The sequence below is a fragment of the Trabulsiella guamensis ATCC 49490 genome, assembly GCF_000734965.1.
GTDB lineage: Bacteria > Pseudomonadota > Gammaproteobacteria > Enterobacterales > Enterobacteriaceae > Trabulsiella > Trabulsiella guamensis.
The window spans coordinates 55,951-82,676 of record NZ_JMTB01000121.1 but is presented as its reverse complement, the minus strand read 5'-3'; the positions used below and the strand labels follow the sequence as shown (position 1 = coordinate 82,676).

Here is a 26,726-nt window from a genome sequence, read left to right as displayed (position 1 = left end):
AACTGCCCGGCGGCAACGCCGGGCCTCTCACGTTACAGCCGGTTCAACAGGCTGGCATGCTTCACTAACTGCTGCTTTTGCTGCGCCGCTAACGCGTCATCCGTCATGATACGCAACGCGCTCGTCGGGCAAACTTCCACGCAGGCAGGCCCGGCGTCACGGTGACCGCACACATCACACTTTACGATCCGTGGATGACGGTTTTCAGACGTCACGATGGTGATCGCCCCGAACGGGCAGGCCACCGCGCAGCTCTGACAACCAATGCAGCGCGAATCATCCGCTTCGATGGACGCCTCGCCCAACGTCAGCGCTGCCACTGGGCACGCTGCCACACACGGCGCGTTCTCACACTGGTGACACATCACCGGGACGCTGATCTGACTCAGACGCATGACTTTCAGCCGCGGCAACAGTTCCGTGACACCCGGCTCATGCTCCAGCGCACAGGCCAGCTCACAGGTACGGCAGCCGATGCAGTCGTCGGCGCTGGCAATGATAAAACGGGTCATACAGCCTCCTTCAGGCGAAAACTCGCCAGCATCTCCCGGGCAGCCTGTCGGCCTGCGGCCATCGCGGTCACGACAAGATCCGCGCCATGCACCGCGTCGCCACCGGCATAGATTCTGGCGTGAGTGGTTTGCGTACTCGTCCGGCCTTTACCGCCGGTGATGATCTGCCCCCAGCGATCCAGCTCAACGCCATGCCCCTGTAACCACGGCATTTCGTGCGCCTGAAACCCGAACGCCATAATCAGCACGTCAGCAGGCAGTTCAAACCCGGAACCCGCTACCGGACGCGGACGCCGCCGCCCGTCAGGCCCCGGTTCGCCCATTTCGGTGCGGATAAGCCCGATGGCGGTCACATGCCCTTTCTGGTTACGGCTGATGTATTTCGGCTGAACGTTAAAGAGGAATTCGACTCCCTCTTCACGGGCGTTCACCACCTCTTTTTTCGAACCAGGCATGCTCAGTTCATCGCGGCGATAGGCGCAGGTAACGCTGGCTGCACCGCGACGAACGGAGGTGCGCAGGCAATCCATCGCGGTATCGCCGCCGCCCAGCACCACGACCCGCTTGCCGCTAATTTGGGGCAATGGGTATTCTTCGCTCTCTTCCAGCCCCATCACCTCGCGGGTGCTGGCGATAAGATAGGGCAGCGCCTGAATCACGCCGGTGGCGTCTTCACCGTCAAGCCCGGCCGTCATCAACCCATACGTGCCAACACCGAGGAAGACGGCGTCGTAATCCGTCAGCAAATCACTGAAGGACACGTCACGCCCAACCTCATGGTTGAGATGGAAGCGGATCCCCATGTCACTGAAAATCTCGCGCCGCTGGCTCAATACGGACTTATCAAGCTTGAAAGGCGGAATGCCGAAAGTCAGCAAACCACCGATTTCCGGGTGTCGGTCAAAGACATCCACCTGTACGCCTGCGCGGGCGAGAATATCAGCGCAACCCAGCCCCGCAGGCCCGGCGCCAATCACCGCCACCCGTTCAGCGCGCGGCGATACGGCGCTCATATCCGGTCGCCAGCCCATGGTCAGCGCTGTATCAGTGATATAACGCTCCAGGTTGCCGACAGTCACGGAACCGTGATGATTTTTGAGCGTACAGGCACCTTCGCAGAGCCGGTCCTGCGGGCATACCCGACCACAAATCTCCGGCAGTGAACTGCTCTGGTGACACAGTTCGGCAGCCTCAATGATTTTTCCGTCCTTTGCCAGGCGGATAAAATCCGGGATGTGGTTATGCAACGGACAGGTCCAGTTGCACCACGCTTTTTGTGAGCAATAGAGGCAGCGTGAACTTTCGTAGCTCGCCTCAGCGCAATCCAGCCCACGGTAGATCTCCGCAAAATGGGTTTTGCGCAATTCCGCCGCTATTTTTTCCGCCCCTTTACGTGGCGGCTTTTTCAGGAATTCCCGGCTGTTCGCCGCAGGTGACCATGACGTATTTTGCCCCTGCGCCGCACGCCGTTGCCTTTCACGTTGCAGTTTCTTCAGCCCGTCTTCGTCCATCAAACGCAGCGCCTGCGTTGGGCAGGTCGCGACACATTGCTGTTGCCCGGACGGGTGCTGTTGGCAGAGATCGCATTTCTGCGCCAGCGACGCATTGCCCTTTTCCGCAACCATTTCGATAGCGCCGAACGGGCAGGCAATCGCGCAGTTTTTACAGCCAATGCATTTCGCTCTATCGAGCTGGACGCTATGGTTTTCAACGCGCAGTGCGTCGGTCGGACAGGAGGTGACGCAGGGCGCATCGTTGCAGTGCCGACAGGTGGTGGTATTGCTCGCTGTCTGTTGTGAGACAACATGGATGCGGGGGGTAAACTCATGGCGCGTCAGCGGCCAGCTATCCTGAAGATGCGATGTGACGCAGGCCACTTCACAAACATGACAACCGATGCACTCTGCCGCATCGGCAACAATAAACTTATTCATTCGTGTCCCTTTTCTTGTTTTTGATATCAACAGGGAACGCAATGCAATATTCAGACGCGTTTTGCGCGGGGCATAAACCCTGCGCCGATTTTGCGATGCACCTCAACATTACGCACAAAAGCTCAGCCACGCGGCAAGGGCAATGTTTCGCAAGTGAATCACCGGGCGAGTCAGAATGATTAATTTTCTCTCAATTTGAGAAAAGGTAACCCTCTCCTCCGCTACCCCATGGACCCCTTTCGATGAGCGACAGTGCTTTTCTGTGATAGTCGCCGCATTTCAATGACTTTCCCGCCGTTGAACAAAAAACTGGCACTCCCTAAGCATGCTTTCTCCCGGATTTGTATTGCCACTATTTCGCACTCTGCTCAGCCGATCTCTCAGGATCGCGCTGCTGGATAACAAGGAGATTTAGTTATGAGCGCCATTGATTCTCAGCCACCATCGGTCTCTGGCAGCCCCAACGCAACTGATGAGGTGGATCGTATTTTGTCACCAGGGAAGTTGATCATTCTGGGGTTGCAACATGTTCTGGTTATGTACGCAGGTGCCGTCGCCGTTCCGTTAATGATTGGCGACAGGCTTGGATTGAGTAAAGAGACGATTGCGCTGCTGATCAGTTCCGATCTCTTCTGCTGCGGCATCGTCACGCTGTTGCAGTGTGTCGGCGTTGGTCGTTTTATGGGGATCCGGCTGCCGGTGATCATGTCTGTGACCTTCGCGGCGGTCACGCCGATGCTGGCCATCGGAATTAACCCCGACATTGGCCTGATGGGGATTTTCGGCGCCACCATTGCCGCGGGATGTATCACAACCCTGCTCGCCCCGCTCATTGGTCGGTTGATACCGCTTTTTCCGCCGTTAGTGACCGGCGTGGTGATCACCTCCATTGGCCTCAGCATTATCCAGGTGGGGATCGACTGGGCTGCGGGCGGCAAAGGCAACCCGGAATATGGCAACCCGGTTTACCTCGGCATTTCGTTTGCCGTGCTGCTGTTTATTTTGCTGGTGACGCGTTTTGCCAAAGGCTTTATGTCCAACGTCGCGGTGCTGCTGGGGATCGTCTTTGGCTTCGTGCTGTCGATGCTGATGAACGAAGTGAATCTCACCGGTCTGCATGACGCCAAATGGTTTGCCATCGTCACACCACTGGCGCTCGGTACGCCAGTCTTTGACCCGGTATCGATCCTCACCATGACCGCGGTAATGATCATCGTGTTTATTGAATCCATGGGGATGTTTCTGGCGCTTGGCGAGATCGTCGGACGCAAGCTGACCCCGCAGGACATTATCCGCGGTCTGCGAGTGGACGGGGTCGGTAGTATTATCGGCGGCATCTTTAACAGCTTCCCGCACACCTCGTTTTCGCAGAACATCGGGCTGGTCAGCGTCACCCGGGTGTACAGTCGCTGGGTATGCATCGCTTCTGGCGTGATTCTGATTACGTTCGGCATGGTGCCTAAAATGGGCGTGCTGGTCGCGTCCATTCCGCAATTTGTGCTGGGCGGCGCGGGACTGGTGATGTTCGGAATGGTGCTGGCTACGGGGATCCGCATTCTGGCGAGGATCAACTACACCACCAACCGTTATAACCTGTACATTGTCGCCATCAGCCTCGGGGTGGGTATGACGCCAACCTTGTCGCAGAATTTCTTCTCTAAATTCCCGTCAGAGCTGCAGCCGCTGCTGCACAGCGGGATCATGCTGGCGACGATCAGCGCCGTGCTGCTGAACCTGTTTTTCAATGGCTACCATAAACACAACACCGGGCTGGTGCCTGAAAAACCGAACGCGTCCCACCGTGCACCGCGCACCGTGCGCATGTGGCTGCTGATGCGGAAAGTGAAAAAAAGCCAGCAGGAGGAGTAACTCTACGCTGCTGGCGGCTCCCACGCCGTCAGCAGATCACATTTCTGACAGCAAATAATGACCGCGTGAAAAGTCATGGTATCATTCAGCCAGTAAATATCTTTTCATCTCATTCTGAGGCTTTGATGCTGGAGATTGTAACCATCAGATAATCAGCTTCCCGACCCGCCTGGGCCGGACTGGTTATCGCTGCGCTTAAACCTTACGCGAACACCTGCGGGTGTTGGCTCGTTTTTGCACATGATGATTACAGGTATTTCTCAGCATGAACATTTCCCGTCAGGAACAACGTACCCTGCACGTTCTCGCTAAGGGCGGACGTATCGTCCATACCCGCGACGCATCCGGCCGCGTTACTGCCGTTGAGTGCTATTCCCGCGAAGGGTTGCTGCTCAGCGACTGCACGCTTGCTGTTTTCAAAAAACTCAGAACCAAAAAACTGATCCGTTCCGTCAACGGACAGCCTTATCGCATCAATACCACAGGCCTGAACCACGTGCGTTCTCAGCTGGATAACCGCTAAGGAGCGTGAAATGAACACGATGATTTCTCACGAATTTATCAATGACAACATGATGGGGCCGAACGCCCTGATGCTGGCTGACGAAGTCGCCGGTTCGCTTAACCTGAAACCCGGTATGCGGGTGCTCGATCTCGCCTGCGGTACCGGTCTGACGTCGATTCACCTCGCCCGGCGTTACGGTGTGGAGATCGTGGCGATGGATTTGTGGATTGCCGCCGAAGACAACCGGCAGCGTTTCGCACAGTTCGGGCTTGAGCAGCAGATCACGGCGTTACATCAGGATGTTAATGACCTGCCACGTGATCGCCCTTTTCCGGAAGATCACTTTGACGCGCTGATCAGCATCGACGCCTGGCATTATTTCGGCGCCAGCTCGTCGTTTTTCGATAATCACCTCGTGCCATTTCTCAAACCCGGCGCGCGCGTGGCGGTGGTCGTGCCGGGCCTGAAAGCACCCTTTAACGACGGCGTTCCACCTGAGATGACGCCGTACTGGCAGTCGGGCATGAACTTTTTCACCGTCGACTGGTGGCGGCAGTTATGGCAGCAAAGCGCGTTTCTCAGGATGGATCTCTGCACTGAGAGCGAGGTAAACGGCGCGGCCTGGCAATCGTGGCTCGATTGTAATCACCCCTACGCCATCCGTGATCGGGCGATGATGGCCGTGGAAGCCGGTCGCTATTTTAACTTCACCCGCATGACCGGATGGACAGATAAGTAAATCAGTACCCCGTCGGGAGGCGGGGTTTTCAGGGAGAATATATGGATATCAGCGATATCATTTTTATCCGGCGTCCCACACCGCTCGCTCCTGGCGAGGGCAAAATTCCGTGGGATGATGCCGCTTTCAGCCAGCGCATGCTGGATAACCATTTGTCACAAGATCATGACTGGGCAAGCCGCAAGTTACCGGTGATTGAACAGCAGGTGGCATGGATTGCCCGCCAGCTTCCGGATGGCGGGCAGATTCTGGATCTCGGCTGCGGCCCGGGTCTGTATACCCTGCGTCTGGCACAGCGGGGTTATCCCTGTACCGGCGTCGATTTTTCGCCCGCAGCGATCCACTGGGCACGGCAGCAGGCCCACCAGCACGGCCTCGACATCGACTATCATCAGCAGGATGTCCGGCATTTTGCCCCGGCGCAGTCATTCGATCTGATCATGATGACCTTCGGCGAAATCAACGTGTTCAGCGCTGAAGACACCCTCGCCCTGCTCCGCCGTTGTGCGTCGTGGCTCAAACCCGGCGGAAAGCTGCTGATCGAAGTTCATACGTTTGCAGAAGTGAAACGCCAGGGCGAGGCGGAGCGGAGCTGGCAGCCGTGCCCGGTCGGGTTGTTTGTGGATCGCCCGCATGTGTTGCTCACGGAAAACCAGTGGGATGAGGCCGCGCAGATCAGCACGACGCTCTTCTGGGTGCTTGAGGATAATGGCGTTGTCACACGATTCAGTAGCCAGACGAGAGCATGGCATGACGAACAGTATCAGCAGTTGCTGGCGGACTGCGGCTTCAGCAATATCAGTAAAATCGCAGGCGACGAATGGCCGGTCAGTGATACCTTTGAGGGTAAATTGTTCGCCCTTATGGCGGTTATGACAGGAGACAAACAATGAAAATTGCCCACGTTGCGCTATGGACCCGCAATCTCGAGGCGCAGGCCACGTTCTGGCAAACCTTTTTTGGCGGCACGGCGAATGCGAAATATCAGAGCCGTAACAATCCCGGCTTTGAATCGTATTTCATCACCCTCGATGAAGGCCCAACCATTGAGCTGATGACGCTCCCGACGCTGGCTGATGCCCCGGCCAATAACACAATGACCGGCTGGGCGCACGTCGCGCTGAATGTGGGCAGCAAAGCCAGTGTGGATGCGCTCGCCGATCGCGCGCGTCAGCAGGGGATCCTGAAAAGTCCGCCACGAGTCACCGGCGACGGGTATTACGAAGCCGTGTTGACTGATCCGGATGGCAATCTGATTGAAATTGTTGGGGAGTAACCGACCGGCACGGCGCCGTCAGACGCCGTGCCAACGGTAAAACTTATTCGTCGAAGAACCAGTAACCCTGATTCACCAGTTCGGTCAGTTCAGCCACGAACGCCGGGTTTTGCAGCGCATCGCCCAGTTCGTTCTGGCCGATCATGGTGTAACGGCACAGCGCATCCGCCGCCGTGGCGTCAACCGTTTCGAGGCGCTCGCTGTTGATGAAGAAACTGTCGCCAATGTGCAGCACCCGCAGCCCGCTCAGGCGCACCAGCGTTTCACCGCCCATCAGCGCATCGTAGATCTCCTCCGGCGCATACGGTGGTTCCGCCGGTGCGATATCCAGTTCGTGACGCGGCGTGGTGGCAAAGCGGCCAAACCACTGAATGAAATCTTCACGCTGGTTGATCATGTCGATCATCATGTCGCGCAGACGGTCAAGTTCGTACTCTTCCACCCGTCCCGGATGTTCGCGGCAGGTTAAATCGGGATCGCAGTAGTGCTCGCCGCCAAGATCGTTTTCCAGCGCGTAATCGGCAAAACTGCTGATCAGATCGCGGCCATTTGGCCCGCGAAAACCCACTGAATAGTTCAGCGCGGTTTCATGGGTGAAGCCATCATGCGGGAAGCCAGGTGGAATATAAAGGATATCGCCCGGCTCGAGATCTTCATCGATGATCGGCGTGAACGGATCAACATGCAGCAGCGCCGGATGCGGGCAGAACTGACGCATCGGCAGTTTGTCCCCCACGCGCCAGCGACGGCTGCCCATCCCCTGAATGATAAACACATCGTACTGATCAATGTGTGGCCCGACACCACCACCCGGCACGGAGAAGGAGATCATAAGATCATCCAGACGCCAGTCCGGCAGCACACGGAACGGACGCACCAGTTCAGCGGACGGTGCATGCCAGTGATTTACAGCCTGCGCCAGCAGCGACCAGCCGGTTTCACCCAGGCCGTCAAAATGTTCAAAAGGACCATTACTGGCCTGCCATTTACCGTCGAAATGACTGACCAGACGGCTGTCGACTTCCGGCTCCATCGCCAGACCGGCCAGCTCATCTGGCGTGATCGGATCGACAAAACCCGGAAAGGCATTTTTCAGCACAACAGGTTGTTTTTGCCAGTACTTTTCTAAAAATTCCGGCCAGTTCAGATTCAGTTGATACGCCATTGATGAATACCCGTAAGAAGAAGACGGGGGATTATAGAGAGAGCCGCCGCGATACCGCTTTGTCATTAGTCAAGGAACGGTTTACCTGATCACTCAGTTTTTCGAAAAATATCGACCGTAACAATATCTTTAAGATTAATCGCACCGATTTGCGAGATATAAATCTCGTCCAAAATTATCTGCGAGTTATAAATGCGTATATATCCCCACATGGAATGTAGTGCTTTGAAGGCAATTTTTGATTTGTTAGCATCCGAATCAGTTCAACGGAGGATAAATAATTAAATAGTGAATGATTCACTCTTTTAATTATTAAATGAACTTTGCTGAAACACCACCAAGAGTTTTTAACAACAGAGCGAATTAATGATCGCGAAGTTATGACTCTTTATTTCTCAGGAAATTTGTACAAACAGGATATTGTTATGAATATGAATAAAGTCGCTATGGCTGTTGCTTTCTCTGCTGCTCTGGGTTCTATGTCAGTTCTCGCAGCTGATACAACGAACGGTATGATTGAATTCCAGGGTGAACTGGTTAATACCGCTTGTGGTCTGGCACCAAACTCAAGCCCGGTCGTCGTTGATTTCGGCCAGATTCCTGTTTCAGCTCTGGCTAATGGCGCGCGCGCTGGCAACGTTCATCAAAATATCGAACTGCAACACTGTGATACCACTGTGGCGCAAAGCGCTATCGTTTCTTACACCCCGACCAGCCTCAACCCGGTTGATGGCACGCTGGCAGCCTTCACTTCCGGCACCGCGTCTGGTGCCGGTATCGGTCTGCGTGACAGTGCCAGCCAGGATGTTACCTGGAGCCAGCCAACCACTGCTGTACAGCTGGTTAATGGTACCAACACCATTCCGTTCGTGGCTTACGTGAAAGCGGAAAGTGCAACGGCAACCGTGATGGCGGGTACGTTCCAGTCCACCATTAACTTCCAGATCGATTATCAATAATCCTTCAGAAAGCCAGAGTGCGGGAGCCTTTCCCGCACTTTATTAAGCATGATGACCGCGTCAGGGAGGGACAGAATGACGATAAGCAAGGCACTCTTTTTGCCCGTTTTTTCATGTGCGCTGCTGGCGTCGCCTGATACTGTCGCCGCAACCGTGACGCCGGGTACATTAGCGATGAGCGGTGAAATCATCGAAGCGGCCTGCGCGTTTGCCCCCTCATATCATGACGTTCTGGTGGAATTCGGCGAGATCTCCGCCGGTCATATCAACCAGAGTAAAGAAGTGAGTATCACGCGTCCTTTTCTTATCCAGCTTGCGGGTTGCAGGACAGTGAAAAGAGAAAATGGCAGCACGCTTTTTCCCTATGCCACCGTGACATTCATGGGTGAAGCCCTGAACTCCGATCCCACCACGCTATTAATTAGCGGCGAGGCAGATGGTTTTGGTATTCGTCTGCATGGCCGACACAGCGAAATATTAACGATCGGTAAACCCTCAATGGGATATGAACTCAGTGACGATGATAATACCTTGCAATTTACTGCATCACTGGTTCCGGTCCAGGAGCAAAATATTAAAGCTGGCGAGTTCTATGCTGTTGCCCAGGTTTTTATGGATTACAACTAATAAATAAAATTAATAATTCCAGGACGGGACGCAGTATTTTTTCAACAGATTTTTTTGGGACGAAAAATCATGTCGGTAACATTAAAAACAAAAATAACGATAATTGCCCTACAGATAATGAGTATCTGTTATGCCGCAACCACCTACGCCGATGAGAACGTTGAGTTTAATACCGACGTGCTGGATGCGGCGGACCGCACTCGTATCGATTTGTCCCGTTTTTCAACGGATAACTATGTCACGCCTGGCGATTACCTGCTGGATATCCGTATTAATGGCCAGCCGGTGGGTCAGGAGAAAATTCGTTACATCGACGCGCCTGAAGGCAAAAGCACGCTGCCGTGTATCACTGGCGATCTGCTGAGCAAACTGGCGTTAAAAGAAGAAGCGCGACTGAAAGTCGAGCAACGCTTTGAAAACTGTTACTCCCTGCAAAGTCTGCCGGGCGCCACCGTCAATAACTATGCCGGCGTGCTTGATATCACCGTCCCGCAGGCATGGATGAAATATAACGATCCTGACTGGACACCGCCCGAGCGCTGGGATCAGGGCATTGCCGGTTTCATTTTCGACTACAGCCTGAACGGGCAGTTGACCCGGCAATTTGATAACAGCGACAACTACAGTTCGCTGTCAGGTTACGGTCAGGCGGGCGTGAATATCGGCGCCTGGCGTTTCCGTGGCGAGTACCAGACCAGCTACTACAGCGACAACCACCAGTTCGATTTCGACTGGAACCAACTTTATGCCTATCGTCCGCTGCCAATGATGGCCGCCAAACTGACGATGGGTGAAATCTACCTGAACTCGCAGGTTTTCGACACAGTGCGTTTTACCGGGGTCAACCTTGCCAGTGACGAGCGCATGTTGCCGCCTGCATTGCAGGGCTATGCGCCTGAAATTCATGGTCTCGCCCGCAGCAACGCCAAAGTCACCGTCAGCCAGAGCGGCCGGGTGATTTATGAAACCACCGTTCCTGCCGGTCCGTTTAATATTCAGGATTTACGTAGCTCAGTGCGTGGCGTGCTGGATGTTCGCGTCGAAGAGCAGGATGGCTCGGTCTCTACTTTCCAGGTAAACACCGCCAACATTCCTTATCTCACGCGTCCGGGCTATGTGCGCTACAACGTCTCCGGCGGCGCGCCGTCTCGATACAACCATAAAATCCAGGGGCCGTCGTTCCTGTCCGGTGATTTTTCCTGGGGGATCAGCAACGCCTGGTCGCTGTATGGCGGTTTGCAGTCCTCCGGCAGAGAGTACACAGCAACCTCGCTCGGTATTGGCCGTGACCTCAGCATTCTCGGCGCGATCTCCATTGATGCCACCGAGTCCTGGAGCCGCAGGCCCGACGGCAAGCGTCTCAAAGGAACTTCGTACAAGCTGAGCTACGCGAAAACGTTTGAAGAGTACGACAGCTCGATCACCTTCGCCGGTTACCGCTTCTCGCAGGAAGATTTCCGTACCATGGCGCAATACCTGGATGAGCGCTATCAGGACTATGGCCATCTGGGGCGTGAAAAAGAGCTCTATACCATTACCGGCAACAAGACCTTCTGGGCTGACGAGCCGGGCAAAGCGACCACCGTGTTTCTCACCTATACGCATCAGAACTACTGGGACAGGCGCAGTCAGGATCGCTACGGTTTCTCGATAGGGCGCTCCTTCCGCATTGGCGATATCAACGGCATTACCACCAATGTTTCCGCGTATCGCACCGAGTACAAAGGGCGCAGAGACGACTCCATCGCCTTCTCCGTGTCGGTACCGATTGGCGACAACAAATGGGCGGGTCTCGACATTCAGACCAACAACGGCAAGACCAGCCCGATGGCGTCTTACACCGACAACAGCGATTACAACAACCTGTGGCGTATTCGCGCCGGGGCCAACCAGAACGGTGACGCGAGCGCCGATGGTTACTATCAGCATCGTTCGCAACTGGCTGAAATCAATACCAATGCCAGCTATCAGCATAACCAGTACATGGCGATAGGCACCACTCTGCGCGGTGGCTTTACCGCCACGCGCCACGGCGCCGCGCTGCATAACAGCGGCGCCACCATGAACACCGCCCGCGTGATGGTGGATACCAACGGCATCGGCGGCGTACCGCTCAACGGCGAGCGTTCACGCACCAACAGCGCCGGGATTGCCGTGGTACCGGATGTGGTGAGTTACAACAGCTTTGACACCCGCGTGGATGTCGATGCGATGGACGGCAATATCGAACCGTCGAAGGCCATCAGCACCACAACGCTCACCGAAGGCGCAATTGGTTACCAGGCGTTCGGCATGGCGAAAGGGATGAAGATGATGGGCACCCTGCGTCTTGCAGACGGCAGCGAACCGCCCTTCGGCGCGGAAGTGTATAACGGCGATGGCGTTAGCGTGGCAATGGTAATGGAGAACGGGCAGGCCTGGCTTGCTGGGGTGAATCCTGACGAAACGCTGAACGTGATGTGGGGCGGCAAGAAACAGTGTCAGGTCACGATACCGTCTGGCACGACCGGTCAGCAGGCAGACACGCTGCTGCCGTGCCGCCGCTAAGTCGCCATATAACGAGTTATCTTACTGTAATAAAAGGTCAAAAATGAGCAATAAAAGACATCACGGACGCTGGATTGCCGCTCTCGTACTGAGTGCGATCGGCATCGACGCTCAGGCGGGCGTTTCCCTCGATCGCACCCGCGTCATTATTACGGAAAAAGAGGCGTCATCGAGCGCGAATCTCTCCAATACCAGTCCGGATGTTCCCTTCCTCGCCCAGTCGTGGGTGGAAGATGAACATGGCAAAAAAATCACCGGGCCACTGATCGTCTTACCCCCTCTGCAGCGCATTAACGGCGGGCAGAAAGGGATTGCCCGCGTCACCAAAACCGCGGGCATTGAAAACCTGCCGAAGGACAGAGAGAGCCTGTTTTATCTCAACGTCCGGGAGATCCCGCCCAAGCCGGATAAACCCAACACGCTGCAACTGGCGATGCAGTCACGCATCAAGCTGTTTTACCGGCCAGCGGCGGTGATCCCGAAAAACAAAAGCGATGTCTGGCAGGACCAGGTGATTTTTCAGAAAAACGGCAGCCAGATGACCGCTCAGAACCCGACGCCCTACTACGTGACCATCATTGGCCTGTCGAAAGCGTCGGGAAGCAAAATCACCCGTTTCCCGGGGATCATGATCGCGCCGAAATCCAGCAAGCAGTTCGAGATTACCGACGCGGGCGTCAGCGATTTTTCGATGATGTATGTGAACGACTACGGCGGTCACCCGGAACTGAAATACCGCTGCGATGGAAACACCTGTAAAGCGCTACCGTCTGCACAGCAGGGTTAATAAAGAAGGAACCTGACGATGCCAAATAAACTTCCCTTACTCGCCCTGCTGGCAGTGGGCGTGACGTTTCAGACCTGTGCCGACTCGCCGTTGCTGCCCTCGCCCACTACTCAGGATCGTGTCGGCGAAGAGAGCGGCATTGTCCGGTTTCATGGTTCTGTGTATGCCTCGACCTGTGTACTGACGACGAAAAGCCGCATTCAGGATATTGAGCTCGGCGAGATCAGCGCCCGGCAGTTCCATCAGGCAGGCGATCGCAGCCAGCCTGTGCGCTTCACGCTATATCTGAAAGATTGTCTTAAAGGCGCCAGCCAGGCGCGTACCAGCCTCGGCCCGAAAAGCACTGGCGACAACTGGCGAGCTTACAGCACCAGCGAGCAGGCGGTTCAGGTGACCTTCATTGGCGAATCCGATATCAACAACCGCCAGTTGATCCGTACCACAGGGTCAACCCAGGGCGCGGGCGTACGCCTGATGGACATGAAAGGCAACGCGCTGGAGGTGAATCAAACGCACAGACCGTATCTGGTGAATCCTGGCGACAGCGAACTGAATTTCCTCGCGGCACTGGAATCCACCGGGACAAACGTTCTTGCTGGCGAGTTTAGTGGTCTGGTTCGTCTGAAGATGGAGTACCTGTAATGAAACCTTCAGTGAAGCTGCTGCTTTGCGCATTACTGTTCCCCTCCGCCGCCTGTCTGGCGGTGGACGGTGAAATCGTTCCGGTGAACGGGACGTATGATTATTTCATCGACATTGGAAATCAGGATATTACCAATAACCAGGCCGGGGCGACCGTTGTTGATGAATTCGATCTGGCGGGGATGTTTCAGGGGCGAGCCTATTGCTCGCAACCGATGGTTAATCAGCCCGTCTATTTTATGTCACAGGCGACGTTAAACCAGTCTGGCTCGACGCCCGGTTATCTCAAGCTCAATGACTATATGGACGTCAAAATTGAGATCTACATCGGCGGCAACCTGCAGCAATACGTCACGGTTCCGTTCGAAAACGTCTCTAACAACGTCAACCAGAACTACTGCAACGTGCCCGACACGATTCTGACTAACCAGTTCGCGTCCGGTGCCCGGGGCCGTGTGACCTTTATGATCACCAAACCGATTATCAACGGCCTGAATTTACAGGGCTCGGAGATCGCCAGGCTGTTTGGTCGCCTGGGGCCGGGGCCTATGGGGCAAACCGCGCTGTCGCGGATCACCATCGCCTCTGGCGTGCTGACCGTACCGGATAAATGCACTGTCAACCAGGGCTCACCCATTGTGGTGGATTTCGGCACCATTCCCGGATCGGGAAACCTGCTGGATGGCACCCGTTACAGCCAGAACGTCCCTATACACGTGAAATGCGAGGGCGGCAGTTTCTCGCAGGGCGCACTGAACATCAAACTCGGCATTCAGCAGCCCAACCCGGCGTTTGTCGATGGCAAATACCTGAGCACCACCGGCACCGTGGACCGTTCGGACCTGGGGATCGCCTTAAAAGATCGTCAGGGAACGCCTGTTTCGCCGAACACGTTTTATAACGTGCCGGGCTTCGCCAATAACGAAGGTGACTGGAACCTCACTGCGGCACCGATCGCCAGAAGCGCGACGTCCGTGATCCCGGAAGGTGAATTCCGGGCATCCGCAACGATCGTGGCTGAATTCCAGTAAGGAGGGAATATGAAACGACTGATGACCCTCGCTGTCCTGCTGTTGACCGCATCGCTCCCGGCACCGGTACTGGCGCTGGGGGAACTGATTGGCGGCGATCTCAGTTTTAAAGGACTGGTGATCGCCTACCCGTGCAGCATTGCGCCGGAGTCTGAGCGCGTGCCGGTGGATTTCGGCAAGATCTCGATTAAATCACTGTATGGCACCGGGAGAACAACGCCGGTCCCGTTCGCCATCAAATTGCAGGACTGTAACCCGACGACGTTCGACTCGGTCACTGTGACGTTTAACGGCATCACCAATACGGTGATGGCGGATCGGCTGGCAATCCAGCCTACCGCGCCGGACAACGCCAGCGGTGTCGGCATCGGCTTACTGGAGGCGGATGACACACCAGTGCGTTTAGGGGTTGCCACCAGCCCGACGGCGATTACTGACACCGTGATGCAGCTTAATTTTCAGGCATTTGTGGAAGCGGAACCTGATGCGCTGGCGAACGGGACAATTGCCACCGGGCCGTTTACCGCCACGGCGAATTACACACTGAACTACCAATAGCGGCGGAGCCGGGGCATGACGTATCAGTGTTTCATCTACGATAAAAATTGTTTTTTTTCGCAGGGGATCGTCACGCTAACCCTGCGATTGTTCGCCAGGGAAACCCTGTCTGGATGTGCCGCCAGTAATGATTATTCGCAGATGGTGGCGCAGATACGGGATAACAGCAGTAACGAACATCATTTGTGGTTATTGTGTGACCTGGACAGTCTGCCGCGCGAGCGGTTTCAGGCGCTGCATTTAATGAGAGGGTTTTGTCAGCACAGGAACAAAAAGCTCATTATTTTATTGGGCGAACACAATATGCCGCTGTTTATTACGCTCTATTCACTGCTGCCCAATGCCCACTGGCTGCATAAAAAAGAGAGCGTTGAATATGCCCGGCTCTTTTTTCAGGAGTTATTACACAAACGGCACAATGGAAACTGTTTCAGCCACTCACTGACTAAATACACGCGCAACAGACTGCAAAACCGGACCGATGATGCGATATCGGGTAATGAATGGTGGCTGATGGAAGAGATTATCAAAGGGAAAACACTCTCACAAATTTCCTGTGAGGTGAACGTTGATGTGCGCCGGTTGAGCTATATAAAACGCCACTTAATGAAAAGGCTGAATATAAGAAACAATATCGATTTGTTTGCTGCCATTAAAGGCATCATTCCCTGAGCAATTTTACCGGTGCAGTCCATTACCGGTAATTCGTTGCAATTCACTACCTGTATAAACCACAACCTGGATAAGGAAAACTAGATGAAAAAACTGACTGCATTTGAAGCCGCGGGAATCGTTGGCGGCTGCTGCAAGACCTGTGAAAGTGTATACCAGAACGTGACCGTAGGCGGTGTGACCTCCTGTAAACTGGTCACTACCTGCAAAGACAAACACGGCACCACCACCACTATGCAGAATGCTGACGCCAGCAAGTGTGGCGGCATTCCGAACCGTTTTCGTTAATCAGTAATTGCCCGGAGAGCCTCTGCTCTCCGGGTATTTTTCTTTCCTGTTGCGAGATGATTATGGCTATTCAATTTAAGCGTGCTGGTTTCATTAGCTATTCCCTGTTTCTTATTATTGTCTCGTCGCTGATGACGGTACTCTGCTATCACGTTTTTGTATTTAATACCTTTGCGACGGATGAAACGCAGACTCAGGCATTTCGTGAAGTCAGTGCTGAAGAGATTAAAGACAGCCCCATTAAAGACGACAACAGCATTATCGAAGTGATGTCTTATGGCTGCCATTATTGCGCCGCCAATGAAGAAAATCTGACAGAATTTGCCCGTACGTTGCCAGCGGGCAGCGTATTTAAAACGATCCATATTACCAGCGACAGTAATGGCCTTGCGGTTTACGCGCCGATATTTGCCACGCTCGAAGAAATGGGCATTGAAGAAAAAGTCCGCGACAGCGCCTATAACGCCATTATTACGCGCAGCCTGAATTTGTCCGATGAGCCTACCCTGCTTGAGTGGCTGGTCAAAAATAATATCGACGTGAAACACTTTCAGGCCACCCGCCAGAGCGACGGCGTAAAAGCACGGCTGGCAGAAATGGCGGACATTACCCGGCATTACGCCATCACCGCCACGCCGATGTTTATTATCAACAAACGCTATGTCGTGGCGCAGGATCGCGATTTCCCTGAATTTGCCCAACGGATGCAGCAGTTGCTGACAGGGGAAAAATAAGCGCCGTGGTCAGGTTTATTATCCTCTGGAGTGTCTTTAGCGTTAAAAACAGCCTGGAATGGCTTTACCGGCTGCACCGTGAGATCGCGCGCGGTGAACTTGCCGTGCTGCGTAAGATAGTGCGTTACGTACCCATCACCGTGGTGCTGGGCGTGGCGCGGGGTCTGTGTGCGCTGGGCCTGGCCGGGCGCGCTTTCCGCTTGCAAAACGCGGTAGCAACAGAGAATTTCCGCTGTCTGACCGGTCAGAAAACGCCGATTAACGCGGTGTGGATTGCCGTTCGCCGCCGTTTGCTGGAAGAAGCGGCGACCTGGGGGCAAAACCCGACGCTGCTCCGCCAGCTCCGCCATTGCACAGACCAACTGGACGCGGTGGTGGCACCGCTGCATCACCAGAAAATCCCGGTCATTCTGGCGCCGTTGCATGCGGTGTCGGATGTGCTGGCGGCTATCGTCGGCGCCAGCGTCACGCCGGGCAAGGCGAGCGTGGTGGTCTCTGCCAGCGCCGAACTCTATAACCAGCATGCCCGTACGCTTGGCGGCATTCAGCTCGCCTATTGCTCCATTCATCAGGAGAACAAGGCGCTCGCCAGCAATCTGATGTCGCTGATCGCCGATGTCGCCGCGGGCGAGCAGAACATGATCATCTTCCCGGATATCTCCCCGGACTACACCCTGCAGGCGGAAGGCGCACTGGAAGCGAAACTGCCGTGCCGCTTATTTGGCCGGGCGGCGAAATTACACCATGGCGTGGTGCGGCTCTCCGGCGTCATTGCCGCGCAGGTGGTGTTTTATCACCTCTGTTATGACGGCGGTTTGCAGATCCGCATTCACCCGCCGGTGGCGGCGAAGGCGGTGGCAGGTGCGATGCCCGGCGTTATCGAACAGACGTTGCGGGAATACCCGCAGGACTGGCTGCTCTGGCACAGCCACTCTCTCTATTTCATTAATCATTAGAACGCATCATGAAAACCACGCTCCCCGACATGATTTATCAGGAAGAGACCAATGAGTGCGGCCTTGCCTGCGTGGCGATGCTGGCGCAAACCCAGGGGCAAACCGTCTCGCTGGACACCCTGCGCGAGATGTTTCCGGCCTCCGATCACGGCACATCGCTGGATTCGCTGATGGTCATTCTGGCACGGCTTGGCATTGTCACCACGCCGGTGCTGTTTGAACACCATGAGCTGAGTACGCTGCCACTGCCCGCCATTCTGCACTACGGCGCAAGCCATTACGTGCTGCTCACCTGGCGCAAGGGTAATCACGTCTGCGTGATGAACCCGGCCGTGGGCGAACAGTGGCTGCCGTTTGCAGCACTAAAGCAGGAGATCAGCGGTTATGCGCTGATTGTCGAGCCGGACACCATCCTGCCCGCGCCTGCCGATCTGCCACCTTCATCAACCGCAAAAACGGCACCGCGGGCGATGAGCCTGAAGGAAACCGCCGTCGTGCCTGGCATTTACCGCCTGATGCTGCTGACGTTCCTCGTGTCGCTCACCCTCTTCCTGATGCCCACCATGGTGAGCAATGCCATCAACCAGGCCTTCTCCAGTGTGGATAACAGCGGCTTCCCCTACGGCTGGTTTATCGTGGCGTTTATTGTCGCCACCTTCATGGCGCTGGGCGTGCGGGTCATCAGCGAGCGGTTTATCAAACGCTTTGTGCTGGTCAACAGCGGCCTCGGGTTTTCCCGCCTGCTCAGCAACCCGCTGCGATTTTTTGAAAAGCGCGCGCCGGGGGAGATTTACAGCCGCTTCACCGCCTGGCAGGTGGGGCTGTTGCAGAAAATAGAACTGGACAACGGCCTGCGTTCCGACTGGGTGATCTGTGCCATCGCGCTTGCCATCATGTTCTGGATAGCACCCGTACTGGCGGCAATTTCGGCGGTGGGCGTCACCATCATGGGGCTTATCAGCGTCTGGGCGGTATTTCGTGACCGCTGGTACACCCAGCAGTTGCAACTGAAAAGCGCGGCGCTCAACGACTTTTTTATGGAGACGCTGCAGGGCATTCTGACCATTAAAACCGCCGGGCTGGAAAACCGCCGTCAGGCGCAGTTCGCCTGGTTCAGCCGCGATCTTTTCTCCTGCCTGCAGAAGCAGAAAGTCTATGAGCAGGTAAAAGAAGGACTTTATCAGCTGACCGGCAGCCTGGAGATGGTGGTGTTTATGCTGCTGGTGCTGCCAATGGTACATGGCAAGCTCATCTCGTTTGGCGACTTTTTTGCCTACAGCTTTCTGCGGCAGATTTTTACCTCGTACGTCACACGGATCTTTTTCTCCATTATTCAGAAATCCCAGTTAAACGTGATTGATACCCGCGCCCACAGCCTGTTCCCGCAACATGCAGAGGCCAGCGTCCCGCTGCTGGCGGAGCCTGCATCCACCGTCCCGGATCTGCGTTTTGATGACGTCTGTTATTACTACGATCCGCAAAAACCCATTCTGGATTCGGTGTCGCTCTCGTTACCGGCGGGCGAGCAGATTGCGATTATCGGCGAATCCGGCGCGGGCAAGAGCACGCTGCTGCGGTTGATTGCCGGGTTGTTTTCTCCGCAGCGCGGCACCTGTTACGCCGGAGAAACGCCGATCCCCCGTCAGCAACTGGCGCAAACCATCTGCCTGCAAAGCCAGGAAGATATTTTGTTTAACGCCTCAGTTCGCGAAAACATCACCCTGTTCGACGCGCAGTACCGCGAGCGGGATCGCCCACGGATCGAGTCACTGCTGGCGTCGCTTGCGCTGGGCGATATCGTGCAGGCGCTGCCTGGCGGTATCGACGCGTTGATCCGTGAAAGCCATGCCGCGCTCTCGCTCGGCCAGCGGCAGCGTCTGTTGCTGGCGCGGGCACTGTACAGCGCGCGCCCGGTACTGCTGCTTGATGAACCCACCGCCAACCTCGACGACGACACCGCGGCGATTGTGATGGACACCATTCATACCCACTGCCGTCAGACCGGAAAATCATTGATTGTCGTCACCCACAGCGACCAGGTACTGGCCGGGTTTCAGCGCATCTACCAGCTGGCGGAGGGGCAACTCACCCGTCTGAACAGCCCCTTAACTTCCCTGGACTTTAAGAAGGAACTTACCGCATGAAGCTATGGCGTCTCAAACCCCGTTGGTTACTCGCAGGCGCTGGCATCGTGGCGGCAGCAACGTTGATCAGTGTGGCGATCGCCTCCCTCACCTCGCCGTCACCGCAGGAAAACCTGCACGTTGAAACGGTCGACAAAGGCGATATCGAAAAAGTGGTGCTGGTGACCGGCGTCCTCAAACCTGCCGTGCAGGTCAACGTCGGGGCACAGGTGAATGGGCAACTGCGCAAGCTGTATGTGCGACTCGGCGACAAGGTGAAAAAAGGCCAGTTGCTGGCGGAGATCGACCCCACTATCCAGGAGTCCGAACTGAATAACGCCGAGGCGCAACTGGCGAGCGCCCGGGCGCAGAAACGCGCCGAAGAGACCGCCCTCAAGCGTTATCGTCTGGAGTATGCGCGCCAGCAAGCAATGATGCGCGACGGCTCCGGCGTACGCAGCGATTTAGAACAAGCCAGTGCGGATTATGAAGCGCAGATCCAGCAGGTTGAGGTGAGCGATTCGCAGATTGTACAGGCGGAGATGGCGGTAAAAACCGCCAACGCCAATCTCGGCTATACCCGCATCGTCGCGCCAATTGACGGCGAAGTGCTCGGGATCGTCACCCATGAAGGGCAGACGATTGTGTCGTCACAAATGGCGCCAACCATCCTGGTGCTGGCGGATCTCGACACCATGCTGGTGCAGACGCGGATCTCCGAAGCCGATATCCAAAAAATCCACCCCGGTCAGCCACTGCGCTTTTACGTGATTGCTAACCCCGACAAGCACTACACCAGCACAATGGGATTTGTGCAGCCAGCACCACAGGAGGCGCTGGAAGAGCAGCAGCCCGGCAGCAGCGGTAATAACCAGCAGGCCACCGCCGTGTATTACAACGGCACCTTTGATATCCCGAATACGCAGCGTGAACTCAAAACCGCCATGACAGCGCAGGTATTTATTCAGATTGCCGAAGCCAAAGGCGTGCTGCGTATTCCGGTAGTAGCACTGGGTCAGGCGCTGGACACCGACCGCTACCGGGTCACCACGGTTGAGAACGGCAAAACGCAGCAGCGCACGATCCGGATCGGGATTAACGATCGCCAGTACGCGGAGGTACTGGAAGGGTTGCAGATGGGTGATCGCGTCGTCGTGGCGCAGGACACGGTGCAAGGATAAGCCATGGAACCGATCATCGCCCTGCGCCATGTGTATCGTGAATTCTCTGCCGGAACACAAAAAATCCCGGTACTGACCGACATTTCGCTGTCGATCGCCGCGGGAGAAATGGTGGCGATTGTCGGTGCGTCCGGCTCGGGAAAATCAACGCTGATGAATATCATCGGCTGCCTGGACAAGCCCACCGCCGGTGAAGTCATCATCAACGGCACGGCGGTGCACAACGCCAGCAGTCTGCGGCTTGCCGAACTGCGCAGCCGTTACCTGGGCTTTATTTTCCAGCGCTACCATCTGATGCCCTACCTGACCGCTGAAGAAAACATCGCCATTCCGGCGCTGTATACCGCCATGCCGGAAGCGCAACGCGTTTCCCGCACCCAGGCACTGGCGCAAAAACTCGGTCTGGAAGACCGTCTCCAGCATCGCCCGGCACAACTTTCCGGCGGCCAGCAGCAGCGGGTGAGCATCTGCCGGGCGCTGATCAACGGCGCGCAGGTGATTCTGGCGGATGAACCCACCGGGGCGCTCGACAGCGTCAACGGCAAAGCGCTGATGGCGGTGCTCCACCAGCTCCACGCCTCGGGCCATACGGTGATCATCGTGACCCACGATCGCGACATCGCCTCGCAGGCGCAACGCATTGTTGAGATCAGCGATGGCCGCATCGTGGCTGACATCCGGCAGACAGAAGCCGTGAACAACGCGGTTACGCTGCCTGAACAGGATAACGGGCGCGCTTCACTGGGGCGCAGCATCCACGAGTCAGTTCGTATGGCGTGGCGTTCCCTGCTCGGTCACCGGATGCGCGCGTTTCTCTCGATGCTGGGGATCATCATCGGTATTTCGTCCGTGGTGTCGTCGATGGCGGTGGGCGAAGGCGCACGGCAGGCGATAATGAGTGAGATCGGCAAGCTCGGCAACACCACGCTTGAGATCCGCCCCGGCACCGGCTGGGGAAACAAGCGCCCGGATATGGAGCGCGCGCTGTCGATGGATGACGTCAGTAGTCTGCAAAAACTGCCGTGGATCCTGGGCGTGTCGCCAATGGTCAGTAGCATGACGCTCGCTGTACGCAACGGCCTCGACTCGTCAATGATGCTCTCCGGCGTTTCGCAGGACTATTTCCCATTGCAGGGGCTGCGCTTTGTGCAGGGCAATGGCTTTACCGCCCGCGATGTCGCTGAAGGCGAACCAGTGCTGATCCTTGATGAAACCGGGCGCGATACGCTCTTTCCGGGCGGCGAAGATCCGCTCGGGCAAATCGTGCAGATTGCCGGTGCGCCGTGGCGAGTGATTGGCGTTGCGGTAAAACCCGGTCCGAAAGTGGTGGGCGGGTACATGGCGGCGTGGGTGCCACATACCTCACTCCAGCATCGCATCACTGGTGAAAAGCCGCTCGAAGCCATCATTCTGCGTTTTCAGGAGACCCTGACGCCGCAGGAAGCGACGCAGCGCGTCGAACGCCATATTTTGCGCGAGCACGGTAAAAAGGATTTCTTTACCCAGACCGACGATCAACTGGCTAACGCCCTGCAGAAAACGTCGGACTCGATGTCGTTGCTGATCACCACCATTGCGGCGATCTCCCTGCTGGTAGGTGGCGTGGGAGTGATGAATATCATGCTGGTGTCAGTAACGGAGCGCACGCATGAGATAGGCATCCGTTTGTCAGTCGGCGCGCGTCCGCTGGACATCATGAACCAGTTTCTGATCGAAGCGGTGATGATCTGCGCCCTCGGCGGGCTTATCGGCGTCATTGGCTCCTGGGTCGCCGGTAATCTCTTTTCCCTTTTCACCGATGAGTTTTCGATGGTCTTCACCGCGTTTCCGGTGGTGATGGCCTGCGGGTTTTCCGCATTGATCGGCCTGACGTTTGGCTATTTCCCGGCGCGCAGAGCAGCCCGCCTCAATCCGACTGAGGCACTAGCCCGCGAATGAAGACGAAAATCGCTTATCTCATCCCGGCTCTGCTTCTGCTGACCAGTTGCGGCAGTTTCACCCGCAGCGACTACCAGCGCCCGTTGTTGTCGCTTCCCACTCAGTGGCAACCGGTGACCGGCGTTGAGAGTACACATGCCTGTCAAAACTGGTGGCAGCGATTTGACGATCCCCGTCTGTCGCGGGTGATCGAACAAGTGCTGGAAAGTAACAACGATCTCGCCGCGGCAGCCATTACGCTCCAGCAGGCGCGGATCGCCGCCGGGTTAACCCGTACCAACCTGACGCCAGACGTGGCGGTCTCAGGCTCGGCGAGCAACAGCAGAAACCTGCGCCGCAACCCTACTGCCCAGGAGAGCTACAACACTGGCATCACCCTCGGTTATGAGCTTGATCTATGGGGGAAACTGGCGCGTACCCGCGAACAAAGCGAATGGGAAGCAGTGGCCAGCGAACAGGATTATGACGCGACGGTACTGTCGACCATCGGCACCACTGCCCAGCTTTACTGGAGCATCGCCTTGTATAACCAGCAAATCCGCAACCAGCGGGCGGGGATCGCCATTTCAGAACAGACTGTGCAACTGGTGGATTCATGGTACCGCGCCGGGAAAGTCGGGCAGCTTGATCTGTTGCAGGCGCAGCAGTCATTACTCAGCCGCCAGAACCAGCTTCGCGCGCTGGAGCAACAGCGGGATAACAGCCGCAACGCGCTGGCGCTGTTGCTGAACCGCCCGGCGGAACAACACGCGGATGAATCGACAGTACTGGATGCCCGCCAGCGGGTACCGGTAATGCAAAAAACACCGCTGAAAGTCATAGCCCGACGCCCGGATATTCAGGCCGCGGAATCGCGCCTGCGCGCTGCGCTCGCCGGGTATGACGCCTCGCGCCTGAGCTTTTACCCGTCGCTGTCGCTGGATGCCGCGCTTAACGCCGGTAGCCAGATTTTCAGCCAGTGGTTCAGTGACCCCATTCGTACCGTTGGCGGTTCGCTGGCGCTGCCGTTCATTCAGTGGAACACCATGACGCTCACCGTGAAGCAGGCAGATCTGCAGGTGAAACAGGCGGCGATTGCCTTTCGCAGCACAGCCTATGCGGCGCTCGCCGAGGTGGATAACGCGATGGAAAAGCGGCTCAGCGCTGAAGTTCAGCGGGCCCGTCTGCATGAATCACTGGCGCTCAGCCAGCAGCGCCTGCGGCTGACCGAAAGCCGCTATCGCGAAGGCGCAGTGGATTTTCAGACCCTGCTGGATGCGCAGGACGATCTGCTGACGCTCGAAAACGCGCTCGCACAAACCCAATACGACTACCTCTACGCCACCCTGCAACTCTGGCTGGCGCAAGGGGGTGGCGAAACGCAATACAGGATAACGAATCATGACAATGAATAATGCACTGAAGCGCGTCGTCGTTACCGGCTATGGCGCCATCACCCCGCTTGGCGACACGGCAGAAGAGAGCTGGCAGGCGATCATGGATAATCGTCTCGGCTATCGTTACGTCGATAAAACCGCACATAACATCCATACCCATTTTCTGGGTTTTGTGGATAAAGAGCCGGATCTGAAAGGCGTTCCCGCCGCGATCCGCCGTCGGCTTCCGCGTTTTGCGCGCCTGACGCTCGGCGCAGCGCGTCAGGCGGTGACTATGGCCTTTGGTGAGACCCCGCCGCAGACCTTTTATAACCCCCTCGCCTGTGGCGTCATCATGGGTACCGGCTGGGCGGGGCTCGATGAAAACTACGACGCCATTGACGAATTTTCGACCACCGGAGTGACTTCGCCGTTTAACTGTTTTTACTCCATGCCCAGCGTCGCAACCGCCGCGTGCAGTCAGTTCTGGGGACTGAATGGTTATCAGAATACGGTGATTGCCGCCTGCGCCACCGGTACCATCGCGACTGGCGATGCGTTTGAGGTGATCCGCAGCGGCAGAGCCAGCATGATGCTGGCAGGCGCCGGGGAGTCGCTCACCAGTACCTGCGCGGTGTGGAACATTGATGTGCTGGGGGCGTTAAGCAAAGAAAAGGAGGATCCGCAGCGGGCAAACTGCCCGTTCAGTGCCGAACGCAGCGGGTTTGTACTCTCGGAAGGTGCGGCGGTGCTGTGCCTCGAAGAGCGCGAAAGCGCACTGGCACGCGGGGCGACGATCCTTGGCGAAATCACCGGTTACGCCAACTTTTCCGACGCCTGGGACTTCACCTCTCCGGCTGACGATTGCCTCGCCCGCGTGCAGACCATTACCCATGCGCTGCAACAGGCGGGGCTGGAGCCGCAACAACTCGACTATATCAACGCCCACGGCACCTCGACGCCGCTGAATGATATCAACGAAACGCAGGCGCTGAAGATGGCTCTCGGTGACGCGGCGTATCAGATCCCGGTCTCCAGCACCAAATCTTACTCGGGGCATTTGATCTCAGCGGCGGGCAGCTTCGAAAGCATTGTTTGTCTGCAGGCCATTGCAAACAGCATCATGCCCGCCACGGCGAATTTCCGGCAGGCCGATCCGCTTTGCGATCTCGACTATATCGTTGACGGTCATCGCCATGGTGATCTTCACCGGACGCTGAACCTGAGTTTTGGTTTTGGCGGGGCGAATGCGGCGCTGATTCTGGAGAAGCCGCAATGACGCCGCTTTACTACACCCTTGACGATGCCCACCGCTGGGCGGCGTTTTCCGGGGATTACAACCCGGTGCATTTTGATGAAGCGTGGGTGAAAGCGCAGGGCGGGACCGCGCTGAGCGTTCACGGCATGCTGGCATTGCTGGATGTAAAACGCTCGCTGAGCCATGAGGTGGCGCACGCCCCGTACCTGAGTTGTACCGTGCGTTTGCGCCGACCGCTGTTGCATGACACGACGTATCTCCTGACACACGACAGCGCCAGAAAAGGCGCCGCAGTGGTCACCGACATCCTCGCCGGGCAGATTTTTCTCTCCTGTCAGCTCACCCCGCAGACCCACTTTCCGCCTTCCGAAATCAGACATCGGGCGGTACTGGGTGGCGCCACGCTGGCCGCGTTGCAGACGAAATTTGTGCCGCTACTGCCAACGGCGCAACAGTGGCATTTTCTGGATGCGCTGTTGTTTCGTCATCTTATTCAGGACAACAGCGTGCTTCGTCAGGACGCTATCGCCGCCCTGCAGCCGCACTGCGACACGCTGTCCTCGCTGCTGTCGTGTTATCCGGTGGTGCAAACCCATCAGGAGGTTATTTTCGACAGCCAGTTACTGGCACCCTGGCAGGCGGATACGCTACCGGCCGCTCTTGAGATCGAGACCTTACCGGCGCTGGTGGTCGGCGACCTTCAGCACGGAGCGATTGTGCGCATCGCCAACCAGACCCGTTTTTTACACCATAACATCAGCAGCGCCATCACCCTTAAAGTGGGGCCCATTGGCGCGCAATAAAGCAAGGAGATTGCCATGAGTCAATACGAGATGATTTACGCCAAAATCAGCGACATGATTTGCGACGCCAAAGATCTGGAGCCAGAGGCATTGACCCCCGATACCACCCTGCCAGCGCTGGAGCTGGACAGTCTCGACTATGTTGAGCTGATGGTGCTGGCGAAGCGGGAGTTTTCGGTAACGCTGACGGCGGAGATGTTCATACAGAACCCGCATATGACGCTGCGGGAATTGTGCCAGGCGATTGAAAAGCAGATGGCGGGCTAA

At 56.4% G+C, this 26,726-nt stretch carries 25 protein-coding genes and 1 pseudogene; 23 read left to right on the top strand and 3 right to left on the bottom strand.

What is annotated here, in order from left to right; translation table 11 throughout:
* Window positions 1-32: 32 nt before the first annotated feature.
* Window positions 33-512 carry a 4Fe-4S dicluster domain-containing protein gene (locus tag GTGU_RS21895; RefSeq protein WP_038162606.1) on the bottom strand — a complete coding sequence of 160 codons (480 nt, stop codon included), beginning with the start codon at window positions 510-512 and terminating at the stop codon, window positions 33-35.
* Window positions 509-2,446 (bottom strand): formate-dependent uric acid utilization protein YgfT, encoded by a 1,938-nt coding sequence (ygfT, locus tag GTGU_RS21890; RefSeq protein WP_038162603.1) that lies wholly within the window; start codon window positions 2,444-2,446, stop codon window positions 509-511. Before ygfT ends, GTGU_RS21895 begins: the two co-directional genes overlap by 4 nt.
* Before the next feature lie 417 nt (window positions 2,447-2,863).
* Between ygfT and GTGU_RS21885 the strand changes: the two genes are divergently transcribed.
* The 5 genes and pseudogenes from GTGU_RS21885 to GTGU_RS21865 all read left to right on the top strand — a co-directional run bounded on the left by GTGU_RS21885 (window position 2,864) and on the right by GTGU_RS21865 (window position 6,835).
* Window positions 2,864-4,315, top strand: coding sequence for a nucleobase:cation symporter-2 family protein (locus GTGU_RS21885; RefSeq protein WP_038162601.1), 1,452 nt, complete (start codon window positions 2,864-2,866; stop codon window positions 4,313-4,315).
* A gap of 265 nt (window positions 4,316-4,580) precedes the next feature.
* A complete protein-coding gene (locus GTGU_RS21880; RefSeq protein ID WP_038162597.1) occupies window positions 4,581-4,838 on the top strand; it encodes a YjhX family toxin in 258 nt (85 codons plus the stop codon).
* 10 nt (window positions 4,839-4,848) lie between these two features.
* The gene (locus tag GTGU_RS21875; RefSeq protein WP_038162593.1) at window positions 4,849-5,559 is read left to right on the top strand and encodes an SAM-dependent methyltransferase; all 711 of its coding nucleotides are present in this window, start codon (window positions 4,849-4,851) and stop codon (window positions 5,557-5,559) included.
* Window positions 5,560-5,600: 41 nt separating this feature from the next.
* Window positions 5,601-6,428, top strand: a pseudogene (locus GTGU_RS21870) (class I SAM-dependent methyltransferase); the annotation flags it as partial.
* A gap of 20 nt (window positions 6,429-6,448) precedes the next feature.
* On the top strand, window positions 6,449-6,835 hold the full coding sequence (locus tag GTGU_RS21865; RefSeq protein ID WP_038162588.1) for a VOC family protein: 387 nt from the start codon (window positions 6,449-6,451) through the stop codon (window positions 6,833-6,835).
* A 43-nt stretch (window positions 6,836-6,878) separates the two neighbouring features.
* On the opposite strand, the gene GTGU_RS21860 is transcribed toward GTGU_RS21865, so the two are convergent.
* Window positions 6,879-8,000 carry a ribosomal protein uL16 3-hydroxylase gene (locus GTGU_RS21860; RefSeq protein ID WP_038162585.1) on the bottom strand — a complete coding sequence of 374 codons (1,122 nt, stop codon included), beginning with the start codon at window positions 7,998-8,000 and terminating at the stop codon, window positions 6,879-6,881.
* A gap of 425 nt (window positions 8,001-8,425) precedes the next feature.
* Between GTGU_RS21860 and GTGU_RS21855 the strand changes: the two genes are divergently transcribed.
* The 18 genes from GTGU_RS21855 to GTGU_RS21770 all read left to right on the top strand — a co-directional run bounded on the left by GTGU_RS21855 (window position 8,426) and on the right by GTGU_RS21770 (window position 26,726).
* Window positions 8,426-8,959, top strand: a complete 534-nt coding sequence (locus GTGU_RS21855) for a fimbrial protein (protein ID WP_038162582.1) — start codon at window positions 8,426-8,428, stop codon at window positions 8,957-8,959.
* A 75-nt stretch (window positions 8,960-9,034) separates the two neighbouring features.
* A complete protein-coding gene (locus tag GTGU_RS21850; protein ID WP_038162579.1) occupies window positions 9,035-9,586 on the top strand; it encodes a fimbrial protein in 552 nt (183 codons plus the stop codon).
* Between the two features lie 69 nt (window positions 9,587-9,655).
* Entirely contained in the window at window positions 9,656-12,133 is a 2,478-nt protein-coding gene (locus GTGU_RS21845) for a fimbria/pilus outer membrane usher protein (protein ID WP_038162577.1), read from the top strand.
* A gap of 43 nt (window positions 12,134-12,176) precedes the next feature.
* A complete protein-coding gene (locus GTGU_RS21840) occupies window positions 12,177-12,920 on the top strand; it encodes a fimbrial biogenesis chaperone (RefSeq protein WP_038162574.1) in 744 nt (247 codons plus the stop codon).
* Between the two features lie 18 nt (window positions 12,921-12,938).
* Window positions 12,939-13,562: a fimbrial protein gene (locus GTGU_RS21835; RefSeq protein WP_038162572.1), complete on the top strand. Its 624-nt coding sequence runs from the start codon at window positions 12,939-12,941 to the stop codon at window positions 13,560-13,562.
* Window positions 13,562-14,593, top strand: a complete 1,032-nt coding sequence (locus tag GTGU_RS21830) for a fimbrial protein (RefSeq protein ID WP_038162558.1) — start codon at window positions 13,562-13,564, stop codon at window positions 14,591-14,593. Before GTGU_RS21835 ends, GTGU_RS21830 begins: the two co-directional genes overlap by 1 nt.
* Window positions 14,594-14,602: 9 nt before the next feature.
* The gene (locus tag GTGU_RS21825) at window positions 14,603-15,151 is read left to right on the top strand and encodes a fimbrial protein (protein WP_038162556.1); all 549 of its coding nucleotides are present in this window, start codon (window positions 14,603-14,605) and stop codon (window positions 15,149-15,151) included.
* A gap of 15 nt (window positions 15,152-15,166) precedes the next feature.
* Window positions 15,167-15,823 (top strand): helix-turn-helix domain-containing protein, encoded by a 657-nt coding sequence (locus GTGU_RS21820; protein WP_038162553.1) that lies wholly within the window; start codon window positions 15,167-15,169, stop codon window positions 15,821-15,823.
* A gap of 84 nt (window positions 15,824-15,907) precedes the next feature.
* A complete protein-coding gene (locus tag GTGU_RS21815) occupies window positions 15,908-16,111 on the top strand; it encodes a DUF4762 family protein (protein WP_038162550.1) in 204 nt (67 codons plus the stop codon).
* A gap of 62 nt (window positions 16,112-16,173) precedes the next feature.
* The gene (locus GTGU_RS21810) at window positions 16,174-16,845 is read left to right on the top strand and encodes a thiol:disulfide interchange protein DsbA/DsbL (protein WP_038162744.1); all 672 of its coding nucleotides are present in this window, start codon (window positions 16,174-16,176) and stop codon (window positions 16,843-16,845) included.
* Window positions 16,846-16,850: 5 nt separating this feature from the next.
* Complete coding sequence (locus tag GTGU_RS21805; RefSeq protein WP_038162546.1) at window positions 16,851-17,801, top strand: ABC transporter; 951 nt, start codon at window positions 16,851-16,853, stop codon at window positions 17,799-17,801.
* Window positions 17,802-17,809: 8 nt separating this feature from the next.
* Window positions 17,810-19,945 (top strand): peptidase domain-containing ABC transporter, encoded by a 2,136-nt coding sequence (locus GTGU_RS21800; protein ID WP_038162542.1) that lies wholly within the window; start codon window positions 17,810-17,812, stop codon window positions 19,943-19,945.
* Window positions 19,942-21,105 (top strand): efflux RND transporter periplasmic adaptor subunit, encoded by a 1,164-nt coding sequence (locus GTGU_RS21795; RefSeq protein ID WP_038162539.1) that lies wholly within the window; start codon window positions 19,942-19,944, stop codon window positions 21,103-21,105. Before GTGU_RS21800 ends, GTGU_RS21795 begins: the two co-directional genes overlap by 4 nt.
* 3 nt (window positions 21,106-21,108) lie before the next feature.
* The gene (locus GTGU_RS21790) at window positions 21,109-23,043 is read left to right on the top strand and encodes a MacB family efflux pump subunit (protein WP_038162537.1); all 1,935 of its coding nucleotides are present in this window, start codon (window positions 21,109-21,111) and stop codon (window positions 23,041-23,043) included.
* On the top strand, window positions 23,040-24,437 hold the full coding sequence (locus tag GTGU_RS21785) for a TolC family protein (protein WP_038162534.1): 1,398 nt from the start codon (window positions 23,040-23,042) through the stop codon (window positions 24,435-24,437). The genes GTGU_RS21790 and GTGU_RS21785 overlap by 4 nt, the downstream gene beginning before the upstream one ends.
* Complete coding sequence (locus GTGU_RS21780) at window positions 24,424-25,677, top strand: beta-ketoacyl-[acyl-carrier-protein] synthase family protein (protein WP_038162531.1); 1,254 nt, start codon at window positions 24,424-24,426, stop codon at window positions 25,675-25,677. The genes GTGU_RS21785 and GTGU_RS21780 overlap by 14 nt, the downstream gene beginning before the upstream one ends.
* On the top strand, window positions 25,674-26,459 hold the full coding sequence (locus tag GTGU_RS21775; protein WP_038162528.1) for a hotdog family protein: 786 nt from the start codon (window positions 25,674-25,676) through the stop codon (window positions 26,457-26,459). The genes GTGU_RS21780 and GTGU_RS21775 overlap by 4 nt, the downstream gene beginning before the upstream one ends.
* A gap of 15 nt (window positions 26,460-26,474) precedes the next feature.
* Complete coding sequence (locus GTGU_RS21770) at window positions 26,475-26,726, top strand: acyl carrier protein (protein WP_038162525.1); 252 nt, start codon at window positions 26,475-26,477, stop codon at window positions 26,724-26,726.

Excerpts from the sequence above, each read along its gene's own strand:
- GTGU_RS21775 (WP_038162528.1), top strand. The coding sequence starts at position 25,674 with ATGACGCCGCTTTACTACACCCTTGACGATGCCCACCGCTGGGCGGCG.
- GTGU_RS21785 (WP_038162534.1), top strand. The coding sequence starts at position 23,040 with ATGAAGACGAAAATCGCTTATCTCATCCCGGCTCTGCTTCTGCTGACC.
- GTGU_RS21815 (WP_038162550.1), top strand. The coding sequence starts at position 15,908 with ATGAAAAAACTGACTGCATTTGAAGCCGCGGGAATCGTTGGCGGCTGC.
- ygfT (WP_038162603.1), bottom strand. The coding sequence starts at position 2,446 with ATGAATAAGTTTATTGTTGCCGATGCGGCAGAGTGCATCGGTTGTCAT.
- GTGU_RS21835 (WP_038162572.1), top strand. The coding sequence starts at position 12,939 with ATGCCAAATAAACTTCCCTTACTCGCCCTGCTGGCAGTGGGCGTGACG.
- GTGU_RS21860 (WP_038162585.1), bottom strand. The coding sequence starts at position 8,000 with ATGGCGTATCAACTGAATCTGAACTGGCCGGAATTTTTAGAAAAGTAC.
- GTGU_RS21845 (WP_038162577.1), top strand. The coding sequence starts at position 9,656 with ATGTCGGTAACATTAAAAACAAAAATAACGATAATTGCCCTACAGATA.
- GTGU_RS21800 (WP_038162542.1), top strand. The coding sequence starts at position 17,810 with ATGAAAACCACGCTCCCCGACATGATTTATCAGGAAGAGACCAATGAG.
- GTGU_RS21885 (WP_038162601.1), top strand. The coding sequence starts at position 2,864 with ATGAGCGCCATTGATTCTCAGCCACCATCGGTCTCTGGCAGCCCCAAC.
- GTGU_RS21865 (WP_038162588.1), top strand. The coding sequence starts at position 6,449 with ATGAAAATTGCCCACGTTGCGCTATGGACCCGCAATCTCGAGGCGCAG.
- GTGU_RS21840 (WP_038162574.1), top strand. The coding sequence starts at position 12,177 with ATGAGCAATAAAAGACATCACGGACGCTGGATTGCCGCTCTCGTACTG.
- GTGU_RS21810 (WP_038162744.1), top strand. The coding sequence starts at position 16,174 with ATGGCTATTCAATTTAAGCGTGCTGGTTTCATTAGCTATTCCCTGTTT.
- GTGU_RS21830 (WP_038162558.1), top strand. The coding sequence starts at position 13,562 with ATGAAACCTTCAGTGAAGCTGCTGCTTTGCGCATTACTGTTCCCCTCC.
- GTGU_RS21880 (WP_038162597.1), top strand. The coding sequence starts at position 4,581 with ATGAACATTTCCCGTCAGGAACAACGTACCCTGCACGTTCTCGCTAAG.
- GTGU_RS21820 (WP_038162553.1), top strand. The coding sequence starts at position 15,167 with ATGACGTATCAGTGTTTCATCTACGATAAAAATTGTTTTTTTTCGCAG.
- GTGU_RS21795 (WP_038162539.1), top strand. The coding sequence starts at position 19,942 with ATGAAGCTATGGCGTCTCAAACCCCGTTGGTTACTCGCAGGCGCTGGC.
- GTGU_RS21825 (WP_038162556.1), top strand. The coding sequence starts at position 14,603 with ATGAAACGACTGATGACCCTCGCTGTCCTGCTGTTGACCGCATCGCTC.
- GTGU_RS21780 (WP_038162531.1), top strand. The coding sequence starts at position 24,424 with ATGACAATGAATAATGCACTGAAGCGCGTCGTCGTTACCGGCTATGGC.
- GTGU_RS21850 (WP_038162579.1), top strand. The coding sequence starts at position 9,035 with ATGACGATAAGCAAGGCACTCTTTTTGCCCGTTTTTTCATGTGCGCTG.
- GTGU_RS21790 (WP_038162537.1), top strand. The coding sequence starts at position 21,109 with ATGGAACCGATCATCGCCCTGCGCCATGTGTATCGTGAATTCTCTGCC.
- GTGU_RS21770 (WP_038162525.1), top strand. The coding sequence starts at position 26,475 with ATGAGTCAATACGAGATGATTTACGCCAAAATCAGCGACATGATTTGC.
- GTGU_RS21855 (WP_038162582.1), top strand. The coding sequence starts at position 8,426 with ATGAATATGAATAAAGTCGCTATGGCTGTTGCTTTCTCTGCTGCTCTG.
- GTGU_RS21895 (WP_038162606.1), bottom strand. The coding sequence starts at position 512 with ATGACCCGTTTTATCATTGCCAGCGCCGACGACTGCATCGGCTGCCGT.
- GTGU_RS21875 (WP_038162593.1), top strand. The coding sequence starts at position 4,849 with ATGAACACGATGATTTCTCACGAATTTATCAATGACAACATGATGGGG.